Consider the following 20,693-nt stretch of genomic DNA (forward strand, 5'->3'; position numbering starts at 1 on the left):
GCATTTCCATCCTGCTGAAAGTGTTATAAAACTGATGATTAGCCGGCGCTTTTTTCATAAAAGTGTCATAAATCTGACGCATAATGACGCCGCATATCCAGTGACATTCCGTCACAAACGCAGGAGCAATAATGGCTAAGCGCATTCTGGTGGTCGAAGATGAAGCCCCAATCCGTGAGATGTTGTGTTTTGTGCTGGAGCAAAATGACTATCAGCCGATAGAAGCGGAAGATTATGACAGCGCCATTAATCTGTTGATTGAGCCGTGGCCCGATCTGATCCTGCTGGACTGGATGCTGCCCGGCGGCACCGGTATTCAGTTTATCCGCCATCTGAAACGCGAGGCGATGACCCGCGATATTCCGGTGATGATGCTGACCGCGCGCGGCGAAGAGGAAGACCGCGTGCGCGGGCTGGAAGTGGGCGCGGACGACTATATTATCAAGCCTTTTTCGCCCAAAGAGCTGGTGGCCCGCATCAAAGCGGTGATGCGCCGTATTTCGCCCATGGCGGTGGAAGAGGTGATTGAAATTCAGGGCCTGAGCCTGGATCCCTCCTCGCACCGCGTGATGTCGGCAACGCAGCCGCTGGAGATGGGGCCGACGGAATATAAGCTGCTGCATTTCTTTATGACGCACCCCGAGCGCGTCTACAGCCGCGAGCAGTTGCTTAATAACGTCTGGGGCACTAACGTGTACGTGGAAGATCGTACTGTAGACGTGCATATTCGCCGTCTGCGTAAGGCACTTGAACTGACCGGGCACGATCGTATGGTGCAGACAGTGCGCGGAACGGGTTACCGCTTCTCTGCGCGTTACTGATTGTCCCCACTGGAGTTTTCATCGTGCTGGAACGCCTCTCCTGGAAGAGATTGCTGCTTGAGCTGTTGCTCGCCTGCCTGCCAGCGCTGATTGTCGGTCTGCTGGTCGGCGGGCTGCCGTGGTGGCTGCTGCTGGCCGTACTGGCCGTGCTGGGCTGGCATTTTGCTAACCTGCTTCGTCTTTCCCACTGGCTGTGGATCGACCGCAGCATCACGCCGCCAACCGGACGCGGCAGCTGGGAACCGCTTTTTTACGGCCTTTACCAGATGCAGGCGCGCAACCGTCGTCGTCGGCGAGAGCTGGGCCATCTGATTAAACGCTTTCGCAGCGGCGCGGAATCCTTGCCGGATGCGCTGGTGCTGACCACGGAAGAGGGCACGATTTTCTGGTGCAACGGTCTGGCGCAGCAGCTGCTGGGGCTGCGCTGGCCGGAAGACAACGGCCAAAATATCTTAAACCTGCTGCGCTATCCTGAATTTACCCTCTATCTGCGCCAGCGCGATTTCTCGCGGCCGCTGACGCTGGTGCTGAACAGCCATCGCCATCTTGAGTTCCGCGTGATGCCCTATAGCGAAGGCCAGTGGCTGCTGGTGGCGCGCGACGTGACGCAAATGCATCAGCTGGAAGGCGCGCGGCGCAACTTTTTCGCCAACGTCAGCCATGAGCTGCGCACGCCGCTTACCGTGCTTCAGGGCTACCTGGAGATGATGAGCGACGCGGTGCTGGAAGGCCCGTCGCGCAATAAGGCGCTGCATACCATGCAGGAACAAACCCGCCGCATGGATGCCCTGGTTAAACAGCTGCTGACGCTGTCGCGGATCGAAGCCGCGCCCGCGCTTGATTTGCAGGAAAAAGTCGATGTGCCGCTGATGCTGCGGCTGCTCCAGCGCGAGGCGGAAACGCTCAGCCAGGGGCGGCACGAAATCCACTTTTCCGCCGATCCGCAGCTGCGGGTATTCGGTAACGATGAGCAGCTGCGCAGCGCCATTTCCAATCTCGTCTATAACGCCGTCAACCATACGCCGGACGGCACGCGCATCACCGTCAGCTGGCAAAAGACGTCGCACGGCGCGCAGTTTAAGGTCTGCGACAACGGGCCGGGCATCGCCGCCGAGCATATTCCTCGCCTGACCGAACGTTTTTATCGCGTCGATAAGGCGCGCTCGCGGCAGACCGGCGGCAGCGGGCTGGGGCTGGCTATCGTCAAACACGCGCTCAGCCATCACCATGCCCGTCTGGAAATTACCAGCCAGCCGGGTAAAGAAACCTGTTTCTGCTTCTCGCTGCCTGCAAGGTTGATCGTCAACAACGAACTGGCTCAGAATGCGGTTCACTGAGCTGGCGGATAAAAAAATGAAAAAGTGGTTTTTGGCGCTGCTGCTGCTGTGCGGCACGGCAACAGGCGCGAACGAAGGGATGCTGGCGGGCAACCTCAGCAGCGTGGGTTCGGATACGCTCGGCACGCTGATGGCGCTGTGGGGGGAGAGCTTTAACCGCCACTATCCGGGCGTTAACGTACAGATTCAGGCTGCGGGATCGTCGACGGCGCCGACCGCGCTGGCGGCGGGCGCCGCACAGCTTGGCGCGATGAGTCGCCCCATGCAGGCGGTGGAGCGCCAGCTGTTCGAGAACCGCTACGGCTATGCGCCGCTGGCCGTGCCGGTGGCGATGGACGCGCTGGTGGTGGTGGTCAATCAGGATAATCCGCTACAGGGCATCAACGCTCAGCAGCTCGACGCTATTTTCTCCGTAACCCGCCGCTGCGGCGCGACGTTTGCCGTACGCAACTGGGGCGATCTTCAGCTTAAGCAGCAGGAATGGGCGCAGCGGCCTGTGCAGCGCTTTGGCCGCAATTCCGCTTCCGGCACCTGGGGATTCTTCCGCCAGCAGGCGCTGTGCAACGGCGATTTTCGTAACGACGTGGGCGAATATCCCGGTTCCGCTGCGGTGATCCAGGCGGTGGCAAGCACGCTGAACGGTATCGGCTACGCCAGCATGGGCGCGCATATGACCGGGGTAAAAACGCTGCCGGTCGCCCTTGACGGCGCTCGCGAGATTGCGCCTTCGGTAGAGAATATTCGCAGCGGCCGCTATCCCTACGCGCGTCCGCTCTATATCTATGTCAACAAAGCGCCGGGCCAGCCGCTGGAGCCGCTGACAAAGGCTTTTTTACGGCAGGCGCTGTCGGCGCAGGGCCAGGCGCTGGTCACCCAGGCGGGCTATCTGCCGCTGTCGGACGATCAGCTGAAGAAGGCCAGAGCAATGGTGGAGGGGTAAGCACCCTCAACATGAATTTTTTTCATGGGTAATGAAATTTCCTCGTTTGCCGCTGAATCTTTCTCATGACATTCTTGCATTCAGCCATTTAGACATCCAGATGTCTCAGGATAACAAACAGTAACTATTTCACCATGAAATTATGCGCCGCTGCGCAGGCCAGGAGTGACCGATCATGCAAAGAGATTCAGCCCAATACCGCGCCGAAGTTGTAGGAAGTTTTCTGCGTCCTGCCGTTATCAAGCAGGCCCGCGAGCAGTTTCAGGCCGGGGAAATCGACGCCGCCGCCCTGCGCCAGATCGAAGACAAAGCGATCCGCGAGGTGGTAGAGCACCAGCGCGCCAGCGGCCTGAAAGTAGTCACCGACGGCGAGTTCCGCCGCGCGTGGTGGCACTTCGATTTCTTTGACGGCCTGGACGGCGTGGAGCGCTATGAAGCGGAGCAGGGCATTCAGTTCAACGGCGTGCAGACCAAAGCCCGCGGCGTAAAGGTCACCGGCAAGCTGGGCTTCGGCAACCATCCGATGCTGGAAGATTTCCGTTTCCTGAAAAGCATCAGCGGCGACGCTATCCCTAAAATGACTATCCCAAGCCCAAGCGTGCTGCACTTTCGCGGCGGCCGTAAAGTGATTGACGCTAATGTCTATCCCGATCTGAAGGATTACTTCAACGATCTGGCGCTGACTTACCGCGATGCGATTAAAGGTTTTTATGACGCCGGCTGTCGTTACCTGCAGCTGGACGATACCGTCTGGGCTTATCTGTGTTCGGAAGATCAAAAGCGTCAAATCCGCGAGCGCGGCGACGATCCTGAAGAGCTGGCGAACATCTATGCTCAGGTGCTGAATAAAGCGCTGGAAGGCAAGCCGGACGATATGACCGTGGGCCTGCATGTTTGCCGTGGTAACTTCCGCTCGACCTGGATTTCCGAAGGCGGCTATGAGCCGGTCGCGGAAATTCTGTTCGGCACCGTGAATATCGACGCCTTCTTCCTGGAGTACGACAACGAGCGTTCTGGCGGGTTTGAGCCGCTGCGCTTTATCAAACCGGGCAAACAGCAGGTGGTACTGGGTCTGGTAACGACCAAAACTGGCGAATTGGAAGATCCGGAAACGGTGAAGAAGCGCATCGCGGAAGCGGCGCAGTTCGTCAGCCTGGATCAAATCTGCCTCAGCCCGCAGTGCGGCTTTGCTTCTACGGAAGAGGGCAACAGCCTGACCGAAGCGCAGCAGTGGGCCAAGCTGCGCCTGGTGGTGGATATCGCTAAACAGGTCTGGTAAGCCGGGCAAAAGATGCAAAAGGCGCGTTTATACGCGCCTTTTGTGCATCCATTGGCAAAATAATGCAGAAAATAACGCCGGGAAGTTCAAAAAAAATACAAATCATGTAAGGCATCTCGCCTGTAATCTGAAGTGATTATCTGGCTTAAGCAATTTCTACGCTATATCACTCTGCTTTCTCGATCCCGTATTGCCTTTCTCCGCTATAAACGTTTTACTTACCGCCGTTTTATTTATCTCCCTGTATAAAAGATCATAAATAGCGCAAACGCGCCGGTATTTCTGTCAGGCAGTTATCCGCCGTGGCAAAAGATCGGGCGCTGAAAGCGCACGGGGAAACGGAACCGACATCGCGATTTCACTCAACATCAGTACGGGCCTTATGACAAATCGTTTAACTTCTAAAGACATCCTCGCGCTGGGCTTTATGACATTCGCCCTGTTTGTGGGTGCCGGTAACATTATTTTCCCGCCGATGGTGGGTATTCAGTCCGGGGAACACGTCTGGATCGCCGCGCTTGGCTTTTTGCTGACCGCCGTCGGCCTGCCGGTTATCACCGTTGTCGCGCTGGCGCGCGTGGGGGGCGGTATCGATGCGCTCAGCTCGCCGATTGGCAAAGCGGCGGGCATCGTGCTGGCCACCGTCTGCTATCTGGCCGTCGGCCCGCTGTTCGCCACGCCGCGCACCGCGACCGTCTCTTTTGAAGTGGGTATTGCGCCGATGACCGGCGACAGCCCGCTGCCGCTGTTTATTTACAGCCTGGTCTATTTCGCGCTGGTCATTGGTATCTCCCTTTATCCGGGCAAGCTGCTGGATACCGTCGGGCATATCCTGGCACCGCTGAAGATCGTGGCGCTGGCCGTACTGGGCATCGCCGCGCTGATCTGGCCAGCGGGCGGCCTGGCACCGGCTACCGATGCTTATCAGCATGGCGCTTTCTCCAGCGGCTTTATTAACGGCTATCTGACGATGGATACGCTGGGCGCGCTGGTGTTTGGCATCGTTATCGTTAACGCGGCGCGTTCTCGCGGCGTCAGCGAAGCCGGTCTGCTGACGCGCTATACCATTATCGCGGGCCTGATCGCCGGGGTTGGTTTGACGCTGGTTTACCTTGCTCTGTTTAAACTGGGTTCCGACAGCGCCTCTATAGTCGATCAGAACGCCAACGGCGCTGCTATTCTGCACGCCTATGTGCAGCATACTTTCGGCGACCTGGGTAGCCTGTTCCTGGCGGCGCTGATTTTTGTTGCCTGTATGGTGACGGCGGTTGGCCTGACCTGCGCCTGTGCCGAGTTCTTCCAGCAGTATCTGCCGCTGACCTATCGCCAGCTGGTATTTATTCTGGGCCTGTTCTCGATGCTGGTGTCCAACCTGGGGCTGAGCCAGCTGATCCAGTTCTCTATACCCGTGCTGACGGCTATCTATCCGCCTTGCATCGTGCTGATTTTGCTGAGCTTTACGCTGCGCTGGTGGAACAAGAGTACGCGTATTATCGCACCGACCATGCTGGTGAGCCTGATTTTCGGCGTTATCGACGCTATCAAAACCACCGGTTTTAAGGATGCGTTGCCTGCATTTACGGCCAATCTGCCGCTGGCCGAGCAGGGCCTGGCCTGGCTGCCGCCTTCGCTGGCAATACTGGTCGTCGTGGCCATCTGCGATCGCGTTATGGGACGCGCGCAGGTGAATGCGCACCAGCAGTAAAAGTGTGATACCTTCTCCTGCCCGATCTCCGGCAGGAGAAGTTGACAGAGTTTAAGCAGAATGAAAGATGAAAAATAATACGCTCAAAAAGGGACTGAGTACCCGCCACATCCGCTTTATGGCGCTCGGTTCGGCCATCGGCACGGGTCTGTTTTACGGTTCGGCTGACGCAATGAAAATGGCCGGGCCAAGCGTGATCCTCGCCTATATTATCGGCGGCGCTATCGCCTATATCATCATGCGCGCGCTGGGCGAAATGTCGGTGAACAACCCGCAGGCCAGCTCGTTCTCCCGCTATGCTCAGGATTATCTTGGCCCGCTGGCTGGCTATATCACCGGCTGGACCTACTGCTTTGAAATTCTGATCGTCGCCATTGCCGACGTCACCGCTTTCGGCATCTATATGGGCGTCTGGTTCCCCGACGTGCCGCACTGGGTGTGGGTGCTGAGCGTGGTGCTGATTATCGGCGCGATTAACCTGGCCACGGTAAGAGTGTTTGGCGAGGTAGAATTCTGGCTGTCGCTGTTCAAGGTCGCCACCATCATTATTATGATTGTGGCAGGCATCGGTATTATTTTCTGGGGCATCGGCAACGGCGGCCAGCCTACCGGCATCAGCAATTTGTGGACTAACGGCGGCTTCTTTGCGCACGGCGTTATCGGCATGGTGCTGTCGTTGCAAATCGTGATGTTTGCCTATGGCGGTATTGAGATTATCGGCATTACCGCTGGTGAAGCGAAAGATCCCGCCACGTCGATCCCACGTGCGATTAACACGGTGCCGCTGCGTATCCTGGTGTTTTATGTCGGCACGCTGTTTGTGATTATGTCCATCTATCCCTGGAACCAGGTTGGCACCAACGGTAGCCCGTTCGTCCTCACTTTCCAGCATATGGGCATAGCCGCTGCGGCAGCCATTCTGAACTTTGTGGTGATTACGGCTTCGCTTTCGGCGATTAACAGCGATGTTTTCGGCGTTGGCCGGATGCTGCACGGTATGGCGGAGCAGGGCCATGCGCCTAAAATTTTCGCCACCGTCTCACGCCGTGGTATTCCGTGGATCACCGTGCTGGTGATGATGTTAGCGATGCTGATTGCGGTATACCTGAACTACCTGATGCCGGAGAAAGTCTTCCTGGTGATCGCCTCGCTGGCGACGTTTGCCACCGTCTGGGTATGGATTATGATCCTGTTTGCCCAGATTGGCTTCCGCCGCACGCTGACGCCCGCGCAGGCGAAAGAGCTGAAGTTCGCCATGCCTGGCGGGATATTCACGGCCATCGTCGGTATCCTGTTCCTGTTCTTTATTATCGGCCTGATTGGCTACTTCCCGGATACCCGCGTATCGCTTTACGTCGGTATTGGCTGGATAGCCCTGCTGCTGATCAGCTGGACGCTGGTGAAGAAAAGAATCAAGGCGTAGGCCGGAAAGCGAACAGCATTTCCGCCTGCCACCCTGAAAAAGCCTGAGTCCGGCAGCACGCCCGGCTCAGGTTTTTTTATGCGTCAGACTCAGGGCGACGATGGCAAACAGGCGGTAAAAAATTTTATTTGCAACGCTTGAAATAGGTTCGGCCGACCCTATTTTACTTACGAGCAGGCGGCGAACCTGCCCGAAATGAGCTTTTGAATAGAGACTGTATTCAGGAGGTTATGATGATGACCGTACGCAACTTCTCCCTGATCCCTTCTTTAAGCGACGCGCTGTTTTCAGACCGTTTCAACCGTATGGATCGGCTGTTCAGCCAGCTGACCGGCGACACGCCCGTAGCCGCTACGCCCGCCTATGATATTCGTCGCGTAGATAAAGATCGCTATGCGCTGACGGTGAGCGTACCCGGCTGGAAAGAGAGCGAGCTGTCTATTGAAACGGTAGGCGGACAGCTAACCATTTCCGGTAAGAGGGAAGAGCAGAAAGAAACGGAAAGCGCAGAAAATGGCTGGCTGCATCGTGGCATCAGCCGTGCCGACTTCCGTCTTAGCTACACGGTGCCGGAGCATGTAAAAGTCACCGGCGCGAAACTGCAGGACGGCATTCTTGCTGTGGATCTGTATCAGGAAATCCCTGAAAGCGAAAAACCTCGCCGTATCCCTATCACTCACGGCCAGCAGGCAATTGAAAGCCAGCAGGCTATTGAGCATCAGTCTGCGTAAAAGCTTTGTGGCATAAAAAGACCGCTATCTTTTGGTAGCGGTCATTTTTTAATGAAACGCGCGGAAAGCTATTATTAACGGGACAATGCCGGATGCAAAAATCCTCCGGCATTTTTGAAAGCGCGATTTATAATTTAATGGCGAAAATATCAGGCGTTAGAAGCTATAGCCGAGGCCGATATTAAAACCGTTGACAGAATGGTTTTTATCGCCAGCATTAAGGCGAGAGCCTTCATAACCGATATCAATGGCCAGATACTCTACCGGGTTGATTTGCAGGCCGATGCCGTACATCAGAGAGGCTTTATTTTGATTGCCGGACTCTTCTCCCTTGTTAATATACCCTCTGTCACCCTCATAATTATTCCACTTTGAGCGATAATCCAGCTTGTTATAATTTACCCCTAATAATCCATAGGCGCTGATATACTCATTGAAACGATATGTTGGGCCAGCTGCGAAAGAGTAATATTTTAAATCGATATGGTTATTTATTATATCCCGGTATGCCATAGAAGTACTGTTTTCTTTACCGCTCATATAAGTAAAGGAGCCAATAATTCCAAAAGGTGAATTCCACTCGTAACGGTATTTAAGGTTAACTCCTCTGATATTTTTAAAATCCTGCACTTTGCTTTGTGCGTAACCGATGCTGAAGGTCTGTTGATCGGCATTCGCGGTCGCGCTGAAACCCAGAGTTGCAAAAACAATGCTGACAATAGCCAGATTTTTCATAAATCATCCTTAATTTAAAATTGACATTGTGTTACAGATTCAGCTAAAGGGCGTGCTTACTATAAAGATTGAAGATGCCTGTATTTCTGCTGAAACAGCTGCATAATAACATGGTGATATTTGCTTTGGGAAGGGTGAGATTTAAATTATGATCCAAGTCTTATTTTTATTTCATTGTTTTTTGTCATAATAATCAATAACCTTTGTCTGGATTTTCTGTTGTTTTGCTTGGTTTTTAACAAAAAAATAGCATTACTTAACGTAAATGGCATAATTTGTTATTATTTTAAAATGCTTATACTTATTGTGTGTCGATTATCCTACTGTCACAAATCACTGACTTGAAAGTTAATTATGTAAAATGCGATTTATATAGAGTTTTAAACAGGCCATCTCGCCTGATGCAGGATAAAAACAGGGGGCTTAACGGTATGTGTTATTTATAATACTGGTGCGGAAACCGACCTGAACTTTATCCTGTGCTTTATAGCGCGGAATGCTGATAATCCTTGCCGCTTTGCAGGTTAGTCTCAGTCTGAAAGGGTAGGGGAGAATAATTGATTTTTCCGAGTCGCCTCGCATTTTAATATTGTCTTTTCAGTGAGTTTGCATGGGGGGAGGGTGTATATTTAAACAGGTAAAAGCAGGAAGAGTAAAAGTGGATAGATGATTTTTAGCGCGGCGATATTGGGCTGGACCCCTTTACCGCCGCTAACCACAAGCAACTAGTAAGGAGTTGATCATGGCTGAGCATGATATTAAGCCAGAGGCGGGTATTTCCAAAGCATTACGTAAACTGAAAGTGGGATATACCAGCATACGTCACGAAAATCGTTCAACCGGTATGACCACATACTACAGCCAGTGCCCCAGCATTAACCTCAAAGGTCACTGGCTGGAAGAGGCGGGGTTTGCGACCGGGCAGGCGGTTGAGGTGCGGGTTTTGCCGGGCTGTCTAATCCTGAGCATGTGTGAACCCGCGCCGGAACTGCCCACCGAACCGGAGGTAGTAAGCACGCTGCGTAAGGCCTGTAAAAAGCTTTCGGCTCACAAGCAACGGCAGGTTGAGGAGTTTATCCGGGTAATTGCCACGCCGCAAAAGCGGCCCTGTAAAATCCCGGAAGGGACGATTGAGTGGCGGCCTGTCTGAGGTAACGGACTGGTTATAAGGTAAAATCCCGGCGCTTTGGCCGGGATCCCTGTTTATTGAGGATCTGACGGGGGAGATTTTCGGCTCTTAATTTTGTTTATCAAATCAGTACGCCATCTTTATAACCCTCAACAATGGCTTTAGTAATATTTGCGCCTTCCGGTAAATCACCTTTCGCATTCTTACTCAGCGCGGCACTGGTTTCTTCCATGGTTGCTCCGGCATCAATCATTGAGATTCCCTGCGTTGAAGCTGCCTGGCCGTATCCCATTAGCCCGCCTGGCATTGAAAGGTTATTGTTTTCGGACGAGTTTTTCCCAGCCTGCACCCCGGCAACAGCATTACCGGTACTGTCACCAGCAACGCCTCCGGCAAGACCTGTCGCCAGCGTGCCCAGCGCGCTGATGGTCTGTTTCTCCGTTTCAGTCAGGTCACCGACGTCTTTACCCGGATACAGCTGTTTCATCACCAGCCCGGCCATCAGCTCGCCGCTGACCGCGCCCGCTGCGCCCGCCAGCGCCGAGTTGCCGGATGCGTAAGACGCTACCGCCCCGACGACCGCGTGGGCCATCGCTTTCGCTTCCGGGTTACCTTCCGTCAGGGTATGGATTTGCTCCGCCAGTTAAGGTCTTGCCGCACCGCTGATGGCCTGACCGATGTTGCCACCCGCCAGGCCCTGTATCGCCGCCGTCGCTGCCTGAATACCCTGTTGCAGCGCGCTGCCGGTGCCGAACGGCGCCATCGCGTTGTTGTACGCAACAAATATTAAAAACCTTTAACCCCAAAATATCGAAGCATGGCAATCCCTACTCCCATTATACCTCCTCCACCGGCCCCAACTTTCAGGTAGTGCCATGCTGATGTCAGGTCAAAATTAAAACTTCCAAGCATCACATACTCAATGATAAGTAAAAAAACATATGCAATTTCAGCTAAAAGTATCCCTGCCAAGATTGAAAATAAAGTGAAAAGGATATTGATCATTTTTTATCTCCATTACTGCTTGGAGATGATATTTTTTCGATTCCTTTACCTGTTACTTCAGAGAAAACAGAACCACCTAAGTCCCCAAAAGAACTGGGAACATTGCTGGGTGTTATTTCTTTTGAAATCCCAAATCCTCCTTTAATATCAGTATATTTTTGAAGCGTTGGATTGAATTTCGGATCCCAGCCACCTTTCCACCAGTTTGCCCCGGCATTAACTCCCCATGAGAGCCCTTTACCAATGCCATAGCCGATACCAGATCCAGCACCATTGATGAGCGCACCAGACAGTGGATCTTTGTCATCAATCCAGTTACCCAGCGCACCACCTGCGGCGTTCCAGCCCACGGTACCCGCCAGGCCATTACCCATGCTGATAACATTCACCCAACCCGCTATCGCTGCGTTTGCCGGATCTATCGTGCCATCCGCCAAATAACCGATACCTGCATTCGCGCCCGCACCCAGTCCCCACATTGCCTGAGCACCACCAGGTAGCAACGCTACACTTCCCGTTGCCAGTGCCAGCCCAACAGCATCTCGTTCATTCATCGCTTTCTGGCAGCTTGCAGAACCCGGCGCATCGGCACAACTTGCCATGTCTATTCCATGCTGGCGTATCCATGCAGCCTGAGCATCTTCACTACCGCCGAGTAAATTATTCTCAACCGCATTCTTACCAACCTGCGCCCCCGCCACAGCATTCCCCGCACTGTCACCAGCGACGCCTCCGGCAAGCCCTGCCGCCAGCGTGCCCAGCGCGCTGATGGTCTGCTTCTCCGTTTCCGTCAGCTCGCTGACTTCCTTACCCGGATACAGCTGCTTCATCACCAGCCCGGCCATCAGCTCGCCGCTGACCGCGCCCGCCGCGCCTGCCAGCGCCGAGTTGCCGGACGCGTAAGACGCTACCGCCCCGACGACCGCATGAGCCATCGCTTTCGCTTCCGGATTACCTTCCGTCAGGACGTGTATCTGTTCAGCCAGGTAAGGGCTTGCCGCGCCGCTGATGGCCTGAGCCACGTTACCGCCCGCCAGGCCCTGTATCGCCGCCGTCGCTGCCTGAATACCCTGTTGCAGCGCGCTTCCCGTGCCGAACGGCGCCATTGCCGTATTGTAAGCCTGCTTCGCCACGTCCGCATCCGTGAACGGCTTGCCGGAGGCCGCCAGCTGTTCTCTGGCCGCCGCAAGCGCCTGCGGGTCACGCTTCGCTTTCTCCCCGGCTATCTGTCCCTCAGTCCTGGCAATATCCATTGCCTGACTGCCGATTTCAGCCACGAGCTGCGCCGCCTTCAGCCGGTTCTGCTCTTTCTCTTTATCAAAGATTACTTCCAGCCCCGGATTGGCATTTTCCACGTCGCGGCTCAGCTCTGCAACAGCCTGTTGCTGATTTGCTTCATCGCGAACAACTATCGTGCCTTCGCTCACGGCAGAGTGGGTGGTGGAGCTGGCGCTGTCCGAGCCGTTCAGGCCCGCCAGGATATTGCTCGCCATGTTTCCTTCGAACTGGCTGCCGATGGAACCACCCGTGCTGATACCCGCCCCCGCGTGCTCAACCTTGTATTCCGCGTGGTTTTCAATGTCGCTCCAGCCCAGCGTGCCGGTGTCGAGTTTGTTCCTGTCTGCCGTTGCCGTCGAACTGATAACCGCGCCGTCCAGCTGCGTATGCTCCCCAACGGTGATATCAAAGCCGCCCTGACCGGCGAAAATACCTGTCTGCTCCGTCACCGACCGCCAGTCGCTGCTCATTTTGCCCCGCGACGCGTTCACGCTCGCCGTTGCCGTGCCCGCCCCGAAGGTGTAGCCCGCTCCCGCGCCGACATTCTGCTGCTTCGAGTCGAAGGTCTCGCTGTCCTGCTCGCTGGTCAGCGTCAGGTTGCGGCCCACCTCCAGCTTCACCGCCTCGCCGTTCACCTGCGCACCGGTCAGGGCGGTATCACGGCCGCTGGTGATACTGACGTTGCTCCCCGCGTTAAGCGTGGTTTCCACATGGCTGACGCCGTCCGCGTTCTCGTGGCCTTTGCCTTTGTTCACGCTCGCCGAGACGTTAAAGCCGGTGCCGCCCGAACCGGCGGTGATGCCCACGCCCACGCTGCCGCCTTTGCTGCTGTTGGTGGCGCGCGTGCTGCTGCTTTCCTCCGCCGACAGCAGGTTCACGTCGCGGTTTGCCGACAGCTGCATATCCTTACCGGCCTGAAGCTGGCTGCCCTGCACGGTGATATCGCCGTCCTGACCTTTCACGCTGCTTCCTGTCGCGGTGATGCTCAGGTTGCCGCCCGCCGTCAGGCCGCTGCCCTGCTGCGTGGTCTGTGTCAGTGAACTTTCAGATTTTGACGACTGGCTGCCGTAAGAAACACTGACGCCGACGGTCGCATTGTTCGCCGGGTCGTCCCCCTTCGCCGCGTCCAGCCGTGCGGCCTGGGTCGCACTCACGCCGCTCAGCGCTGCCTTCATGCCCTGCAACGCTGCCACGCGGCCATCGCTCTCTTCACTGGCCTGCTTAGCCGTGGTCACCGCCGCGTTAAGCGCCGAGCCCGCCGTGCCGGAAAGCGCCAGCGTCAGGCCGCTCTGCTTCTGCTCCGTTTTATGCGTTTGTGAAGACTGGTTTTCCGCCGCGAGGATGCTGACCTCCTTGCCGCTCAGGCTGATGTCTTTTCCTGCCAGCACGTCTGAACCTTTCACGGTCAGCGTGTTACCGGCCGTCAGATTAACGCCACCCTGCGTGCTGCCGATGGTGCTGCCCGTGCTGCTCAGGGTTTTGCCATCATCGGTGGTTTTCAGGCTGTTTGTCCCTATGCTCACACCAATGCCGCCCGTGCTGGAAAGGCCCGATTTCTTCTCGCTGTAGAAGTGAGATTCTTGCTGCTCAGTGGTAGCAGCCTGAATGTTCAGGTCGTTCCCGGCGGCAAGACTGACATCCTGCGTACCGACCACGTTGCTGCCGGTGACGGTCAGGTCGTGCCCGGCCTTCACGTTTACGCTGTCTCCGCTCAGCAGGCTGCCGCTGGCGGTCTGGTTGCTGAAGGTATCGCGCACTTCAGTGGTGGTTCTGGAGCCAAAGCTACTGCTGCCCGTGGCTTTATAATGCTGATCGAAGGTCTCAGTATCGATGCCGTGCTGAAGGTTGATGTCATTGCCTGCGGTCACGCTGAGCTGCTGGCTGGCGGAGATATTACCTGCCGTCACGTTCACATTATTTCCGGCGACCATTTGTACATCACCCGCGCCGGTCACCTCACTGCCAATCTGCTGGCTGGTGGACTGGTGCAGCCAGTTATCGCCCCAGTTGAGGTTGTCCTTACTTCCGGAGGTCACCGTATTCAGATTGAGGTCACGGCCCGCCACAACGGACGTCGTGCCTCCTTCGCCGCTGTTGATTACCTGCGCGGCCTGAAGATTAATATCTCGCCCGGCCTGCAACGCCAGCGTGCCGTTAGCCTGCGCGACGTAAAAACCCGCCACGCGGTCAATAGTGTTGCGGGCAAAGTCGCCACCGGCGCTCTCTGCGCTGCGCGTAGTCGTGATTGCGTTGATGTCACGGCCAGCAAGGATCGAGAGACTGCTATTACCTGAGAATATCCCGCCTGCGTTGTTGATATCCGTGCGTGCGTGCACGGCGACATCATTCCCCTGGATAAGCCCGCCCAGGTTATTAATATTGTCAGCCAGGATTTGGGTATTTTGCTGCCCGGTAATACGTCCGCTGTTAATCAAATCGCCGCTCAGGTTCAGACTGACATTTTTACCGGCCAGCAGTGCGCCGCTGCCGTCCACATCACCCGCCTGAACCATAGCGTAAACCTGCGGTACCAGTATTTGCTGCGTGCTGCCATCGGCAAGCTGGACGGTCTGAGCAACCAGCCAGACCATATCGCCTGTCATGTGACTCATCTGCTCGGCGCTCAGCGCCACGCCGAGCGTCAGGTTATATTTTTGACCGAAGGCGATACCTTCGTTCATCAACGCCTTATACTGCTCTTCATCATTTTGCGCACCCTTAAGATAGCGCTGCCCGGTCAGGGCAATGATCTGTTCCCGAATCAGCCGCTGTTCATAATAGCCATCGCCCAGGCGTTTGAGGACGTTGTCAGCATTGCTGGTAAAGGCATCCATCATGTAATCGGAGCCCAGCCACTTTTTCTGGTTAGTAAAGCGCGGATCGGTTTCCACCAGATAAGGGCTGGTGTTTTCCGGGTGCGTGCGGAACAGGCTGTTATCCGGCAGGCGGGTGTTTGGCCCGATGGCGCGAACGACACTGCCCGAACTCCCGGTTTTCACTTCAAACGTTTTACCTGCGGGCAGGGTCACCGCACCCGGCATGACTGCTAATAAACTGCCCGCGTTCGGCCCGGCATCAGGCAGGATATTCAGGTTATCCGCATGTTGAACAATGCCGCTGATGTCGCTGTTCTGGCGATCGGAAACAGTCAGACCGCTGCCTTGCCCCTGAGTATATTCCTGCACCGTGCTGGGTTTAAGGGCGATAGCCTGGATCACCGTGGGCGGTACGTAATCTGTGGTATCAACTTTTGATGAGTCGCCGCCTTTGTCTTGATGACGGGAATAGAAGATTGCTTTACCGACATCTTTCGTCTGACGGTTGGCTTCCACTTCCACGTTATTGATAGTGGTCCCCTGAAGCGCCAGCGCGCCACCGGCAACAATCTGGCTCTTGTCGTTAAGGAGATCATTAGCATTGATGCTGAGGTTGCCGCCTGCAATAATCTTCGCCGGGTCACTTTCTTTAACCCGATCTTCGGTGATGGTGCGGGTGTAGGCGTAATGGGTGAAGCGATCGCCGTCTGTGGTATGACAAATAACGCCTTCAATACAAAGAATATTGACCTCATCCTGATAGATGTAAATGGTGTAATCTTTGTCGTTATAGCGCACGCCATTTTTCAGACGAGCGACCTCATACTCAGAGATATCTTCCTGAGAAACCAGTACGTTCTCCAGTGAGAAGTGGTCATTGATATTGTTGATATTGGCAATATTTAGCGCCATATCCCCTGCAGATTCGAGGGTCGCGCTGTGGTTGTTCAGCGTCGCGGCCTGACCGATGGCCTGATAGTCACTATTGAGCGCGCCGCCGACGGCCATCAGCCCGTCGCTGTAGATCAGTGCGCGATCGCGGTTGTTAATGGTGGTGGCGCCAATATCCAGCCTTTGCCGGGCAGCAATCGTAGCCGCTTGCCCATTCTCCGCCAGGTTGTTCAGCGTTCCCGCGCTAATCGCCAGCGCGTCACCGTAGATGCGCCCGCTGCCAATATTACTGACGGTTTCCCCGTTGATGCGGGTGTAAAAACCGTCGATAAGCCCGGAGTTGGATACGGCATGTGCCGCATTCACCTGCGTGGTTCCTGCGTTGATTTCTGCCGCCGCGCCGTTGAAGACATTGTTTGCCGACAGGGTGAGGACGCGGCCTGCCAGGATCAATGCCTGGTTGATCAGATTGCCTTGAGTGGTCAGGCTCAGATTGTTGTTGGCCTGGATGCTGCCGGTGTTGAGCAAGTCCTTCGCCAGCGTGAGCGTCAGGTCGCCCAGCGATAAGAGTTTACCGTCGCCAGTCATTGCGTCGCCGGAGAGGCGGATAAGTGTGCCCGCCTCAATATCACCGGCGCTGTTAATAATCTGCTGAGCCTGTGCGTTCAGACTGTTTTGCGAACTGAGCAAACCTGTGCTGTTGTTCAGTTCTCCGCCGAGGTTTAAATTCAGGCCGTCGTCGGCCAGAATTTGCCCGTTGCTGTTATCCAGATCGGTGGCATTGAGGGTTACAGTGCTGCCCTGGATCCCCAGGCTGACGGCACGGGTATTTTGATTAAGCGCCTGTGCGGCGTTGAGGGTGACATTGGCCGCACCGTGGATGAGGCCGGCACCGTTATCAATCACCGACTGCGCCGCGCTGAGGACCATGTCCCCCAGTGACTGGATTTGTCCCTGACGGTTACTGAGCCTCTGGGTCGTCAGATCCAGCGAGCCTTTGCTGGCAATGTGCCCTTGTTGGCTGTTATCGAAAGCGCCAGCGGTGAGTGACATTGCGCCACCGGATGCCAGCACTCCCTGCTGATTGTCGAAATCAGCGGTATCCAGTGACACCCGGTTTTGTGCGCTCAGCGTGCCGCCCCGATTGTTCAACGTAAAACCCTGCGTATTCCACCGCACGTTTTGCCCGGACTGTAGGGTGCCTCTTTGATTGTCCAGCGCCCAGCTGGTGGCAACGATATCGCCCAGGGCCACAATCTGTCCCTGCTGGTTATCCACATTCTCAGCAGTGAGGGTTATTTGCTGATTGCTTATCATCGCGCCTTGCTGATTTTCCAGCGCTCCGGCTTTAACGGTCAGGGTGCCCTGGCTGGTGATGCCGCCGGTGCTGCCGCTTCTGTTGTTACTCAGCACCGCCCCTTGCGTATCAATCAGCAGATTTTTAGCGCTCTGGATCAGACCGCTGTCGTTGTTCTGCACACCCTGGTTGGTCAGTGAAAGATCGCCCAGCGCAGAGAGTTGACCGCCATCATTATTGAGCAAAGACGTCCGCAGCGAGCTATCGTCACCGCTCACTATTTTCCCGCTGCGGTTGTCCAGTTCACCGCTGTTAACAGACAATACGCCCGTGGCGACAATCTGCCCGGCGGAAGTGTTATCGATGCGCTGGCTGTGGGTATCGAGCGCTAATGTACCGCCGGATTGCAGCCGGCCTGACTGATTGTCCAGCGCGCCGCTGCTCAGGGATATGGCCTTATCGGCCAGCCACTTACCTGCCTGATTATTCACCTTACCCGTGGTGGCCGTCAGCGATTGCGCCGCAATTTGCCCGTTGTGGTTATCAATGTCTCCCGTTGCCAGCTTCATGCTGCCCGCGCTGATGATGCCGCCCTGAATACCGCTGTCAGCATTGAGTACGGTTGCGCCACGGCTGTTGAGATCTAACGCTGCTCCCGACTGGATCAGGCCGCCGCTGTTATCAACCGCGCCGCTCAGCGACGTTAAATCTCCACCGGCGGCAATAATGCCCGCGCGGTTATTCAACGCGCCGTCAAGCGTCAGTTGCAGATTATTCTGGTCAGCGGCAATCAGCCGGCCTTGCTGATTATTCAGCTGCGCGGCGTTAAGCGACAATGCGCCTTGTGAGGTGACAGCACCGTCCAGGTTATCTAACAGTCCGGTGACGTTGAGGTTCATCGGCCCGCTGCCACTTTGCGTCATCTGGCCTGAATGGTGTGAAACCGTGTCGGCATAAAGCGTAATTCCCGTTGCCTGCGTCACGGTATTATCCAGGTTGAGTACCGCACCGCTCAGGCTTAATGCACCGTTGCCGATCAACGTGCCCCGTGCGCCGTCCAGCTTGCCGGTATTAACCGTAAGCTGGCCGTCTCCGGCATGAAGAATTGTTCCCTGCTGGTTATCCAGCGTGGTGCTGTTCAGGGTCAGATTTTTGCTGTTGCTGGCGAGGGCGCCTTCACGGTTGTTGATGCCCCCGGCATGTGAGAGTTGCAGATCCTGTTGTCCGAGCTGCTGCACCGTGCCTTTCTGGTTCGAAAGGCGGTTCGCTGTCAGGTTAAGCTGGTCTGCGGCAATTTTTCCGCCGTCGTTGTTGAGCGTTCCGCGTGTGCTGGCCGTCAGCTGATGCGAGGCGGAAAGATTGGCGTTTGCGGTACTGATATCACCGTGACTGGCCTGCAAGCTGATGCTGTCACCATACGTCTGGCTGCCGCTGAGATCGACAGACGTGGCGCTGGCGTTCACCTGTCCGCCTGCCATATTTTGCCCGCGCGCCTTTAATTCACCCCGGCTGGTCAGCGTTAAATTCCCGGTCGATGCCAGCCTGCCGTCGCTGGCAACGCCGGCCGCGAGTACGCTCTGCGCGCCGCTGTTAATATTGCCTGCCGAAATGCGGGCGTCTGCGCCTGCGGCAATAAGGCCGGTGTTACTGAGGCTGGCCTGGCTGGTGATATCCGTATTGCCCGCCGCATAAATATTACCCTGGTTATCCACCGTCGCCGATGCGGCCAGATTTATATTTAGCGACGCATTTATCGCGCCGCTGTTGATGAGCTTACCGTCGGCATTGACAACAACATCACCGGCCGACGCGCCCAGCGCCCCGGCATTGTGAACGCCGACGCCGGATTCTGTACCGAGCAGGCGAATGCTGTTGGCATACATGCCGCCAAGCTGCGAAACATCAATCGCCAGCTGTGGCCGGGCGCTGCCGTCATCCGCTTTTTTATCAATGCGCTGATGTGCGGCATCGACCTGATTACGCCCGGTCGTTACATTCAGTTCATTTGCCCAGATACCGGCGTTCACTTTGACGGCGCGCGAAATCAGGTCGGTGCTGTCCTGCTGGCTGCTGTCGAGTCCGTTGCCCTGAATAACAATTTCGCCGCGGCCAACGTTGTATCCTGTCAGGTGACCATTATTCATCTGCGCCTGACCTGTCGTCAGCGTGGCGCGGTTTGCGTTAATAAAGCCGCAGCCGTTGCAGGTGATACCCGACGGGTTAGCAATCACCACCTGCGCCTTCTGCCCGGCAACCTCAATAAAGCCGTTCAGCTGGCTTGGGTTGCGTGCATTGACCTCATTGAGAATGACCTTCGCTTCCCCTTTTGCCAGCCACGGGTTGTTGCTGACCATTCCGGCAATTTGCGTTTGGGTGTTGGCGTGTGAGTTATTGAGCACCACGCCTTTTTTATCCACATCGAACTGGCTGTAGACATTGCGGGAAACACCGGCGGCGCTGGGGGTCTGGATATTGATCTGCGGAGTACCGTTGGCGCTATGAATAATGGTGGGTTGCTGGCCGCCCGGCGCACTGCCATCGGCGACGATACCTGCCTGCACGGGGTGAACAGCTCCCAGCGCCAGCAGCAGGGCAAAACTCACGCCATGAACCTTACCAATCAGCTGGCTGAGGGTATGGCCGGTACCGGATGAAAACGGCGATGCGCCCGCCCGGCCTGCACCGGCAATATCCGCCACGACCATCAGCAGGCCGCGTGCTTTGTTGAAAACAATACGGTAGAGGTTCTTATTCATGACAGCGTCCTTACTGGCATTTCTGTAACGGGAACAGACAGCGGATGTGCAGCACGCCAGGCTCTGGCCTGCTGATGACTGATACGATCGCCTTTGAAATTCATGACCCGCTGACCTTTTTCAGCCCCGCGGTGATAGAGCGCACGAAAGCAGCACTCGGGGAAAAGGGTATTGCCGACCAGGCGACGCATGGCCATCGTATCGCCAAAAGGCGCTATCCAGTCGCGGATCCACATCCGCTCGCCACTTGCCCAGTCACGATCCTGCACGCTGATCGCCGGTTGTTTCAGGTAACGTCGCTCGGCAACGTCGTCCAGCCACATCCAGCTTAAGAAAAACAGCGGTCTGGCGTCGCGGCTAACCAATGCATACTGTTGCCGTTTAATGATGGGCAGAAGCACCGTCGGCAGCGCATGGAGAGGCAAGTCGCGATGCGCTGCCGAGTGCATCCATAACCAGACGGCGGCACCGAAAGCTTCAGCTTCACTCATATCCCCACCAAGGATCATGGGTGAATGAATGTTATAAGGCCCTGTTTGCATCACTGCCT

General features: G+C 55.9%; 13 protein-coding genes. 8 read left to right on the forward strand and 5 right to left on the reverse strand.

Annotated features, from left to right (window positions below; all coding sequences use genetic code 11):
• The first annotated feature begins 131 nt into the window (after positions 1 to 131).
• The 7 genes from phoB (at position 132) to QCD69_RS12850 (ending at position 8,236) form a co-directional block, all read left to right on the forward strand.
• Positions 132 to 821 carry a phosphate response regulator transcription factor PhoB gene (gene phoB / locus QCD69_RS12820; protein WP_125288383.1) on the forward strand — a complete coding sequence of 230 codons (690 nt, stop codon included), beginning with the start codon at positions 132 to 134 and terminating at the stop codon, positions 819 to 821.
• A 23-nt stretch (positions 822 to 844) separates the two neighbouring features.
• The gene (phoR, locus tag QCD69_RS12825; RefSeq protein WP_253455091.1) at positions 845 to 2,158 is read left to right on the forward strand and encodes a phosphate regulon sensor histidine kinase PhoR; all 1,314 of its coding nucleotides are present in this window, start codon (positions 845 to 847) and stop codon (positions 2,156 to 2,158) included.
• A gap of 16 nt (positions 2,159 to 2,174) precedes the next feature.
• Positions 2,175 to 3,098 carry a PstS family phosphate ABC transporter substrate-binding protein gene (locus QCD69_RS12830; protein ID WP_301252294.1) on the forward strand — a complete coding sequence of 308 codons (924 nt, stop codon included), beginning with the start codon at positions 2,175 to 2,177 and terminating at the stop codon, positions 3,096 to 3,098.
• A gap of 175 nt (positions 3,099 to 3,273) precedes the next feature.
• Positions 3,274 to 4,377: a cobalamin-independent methionine synthase II family protein gene (locus QCD69_RS12835; RefSeq protein ID WP_253455088.1), complete on the forward strand. Its 1,104-nt coding sequence runs from the start codon at positions 3,274 to 3,276 to the stop codon at positions 4,375 to 4,377.
• A gap of 382 nt (positions 4,378 to 4,759) precedes the next feature.
• Complete coding sequence (gene brnQ / locus QCD69_RS12840) at positions 4,760 to 6,082, forward strand: branched-chain amino acid transport system II carrier protein (protein ID WP_301252296.1); 1,323 nt, start codon at positions 4,760 to 4,762, stop codon at positions 6,080 to 6,082.
• Between the two features lie 67 nt (positions 6,083 to 6,149).
• Entirely contained in the window at positions 6,150 to 7,505 is a 1,356-nt protein-coding gene (proY, locus tag QCD69_RS12845) for a proline-specific permease ProY (protein WP_301252297.1), read from the forward strand.
• A gap of 236 nt (positions 7,506 to 7,741) precedes the next feature.
• Positions 7,742 to 8,236, forward strand: a complete 495-nt coding sequence (locus QCD69_RS12850; protein WP_301252334.1) for an Hsp20 family protein — start codon at positions 7,742 to 7,744, stop codon at positions 8,234 to 8,236.
• 156 nt (positions 8,237 to 8,392) lie between these two features.
• On the opposite strand, the gene QCD69_RS12855 is transcribed toward QCD69_RS12850, so the two are convergent.
• Positions 8,393 to 8,971, reverse strand: coding sequence for an Ail/Lom family outer membrane beta-barrel protein (locus QCD69_RS12855; RefSeq protein WP_301252298.1), 579 nt, complete (start codon positions 8,969 to 8,971; stop codon positions 8,393 to 8,395).
• A 742-nt stretch (positions 8,972 to 9,713) separates the two neighbouring features.
• Here QCD69_RS12855 and QCD69_RS12860 point away from each other — a divergent pair.
• Positions 9,714 to 10,121 (forward strand): SymE family type I addiction module toxin, encoded by a 408-nt coding sequence (locus QCD69_RS12860; protein ID WP_301252299.1) that lies wholly within the window; start codon positions 9,714 to 9,716, stop codon positions 10,119 to 10,121.
• A 100-nt stretch (positions 10,122 to 10,221) separates the two neighbouring features.
• On the opposite strand, the gene QCD69_RS12865 is transcribed toward QCD69_RS12860, so the two are convergent.
• The 4 genes from QCD69_RS12865 to QCD69_RS12880 form a co-directional block, all read right to left on the reverse strand.
• On the reverse strand, positions 10,222 to 10,692 hold the full coding sequence (locus tag QCD69_RS12865; RefSeq protein ID WP_301252300.1) for a VENN motif pre-toxin domain-containing protein: 471 nt from the start codon (positions 10,690 to 10,692) through the stop codon (positions 10,222 to 10,224).
• Between the two features lie 194 nt (positions 10,693 to 10,886).
• Positions 10,887 to 11,105 (reverse strand): hypothetical protein, encoded by a 219-nt coding sequence (locus tag QCD69_RS12870; RefSeq protein WP_301252302.1) that lies wholly within the window; start codon positions 11,103 to 11,105, stop codon positions 10,887 to 10,889.
• Positions 11,102 to 20,143, reverse strand: coding sequence for a hemagglutinin repeat-containing protein (locus QCD69_RS12875; RefSeq protein ID WP_301252303.1), 9,042 nt, complete (start codon positions 20,141 to 20,143; stop codon positions 11,102 to 11,104). Before QCD69_RS12875 ends, QCD69_RS12870 begins: the two co-directional genes overlap by 4 nt.
• A complete protein-coding gene (locus QCD69_RS12880; protein WP_301252305.1) occupies positions 20,140 to 20,685 on the reverse strand; it encodes a toxin-activating lysine-acyltransferase in 546 nt (181 codons plus the stop codon). The genes QCD69_RS12875 and QCD69_RS12880 overlap by 4 nt, the downstream gene beginning before the upstream one ends.
• Between the last annotated feature and the right edge of the window lie 8 nt (positions 20,686 to 20,693).

It is taken from the genome of Erwinia sp. PsM31 (assembly GCF_030433775.1).
In the GTDB taxonomy this organism is placed as follows: Bacteria; Pseudomonadota; Gammaproteobacteria; order Enterobacterales; family Enterobacteriaceae; genus Erwinia; species Erwinia aeris.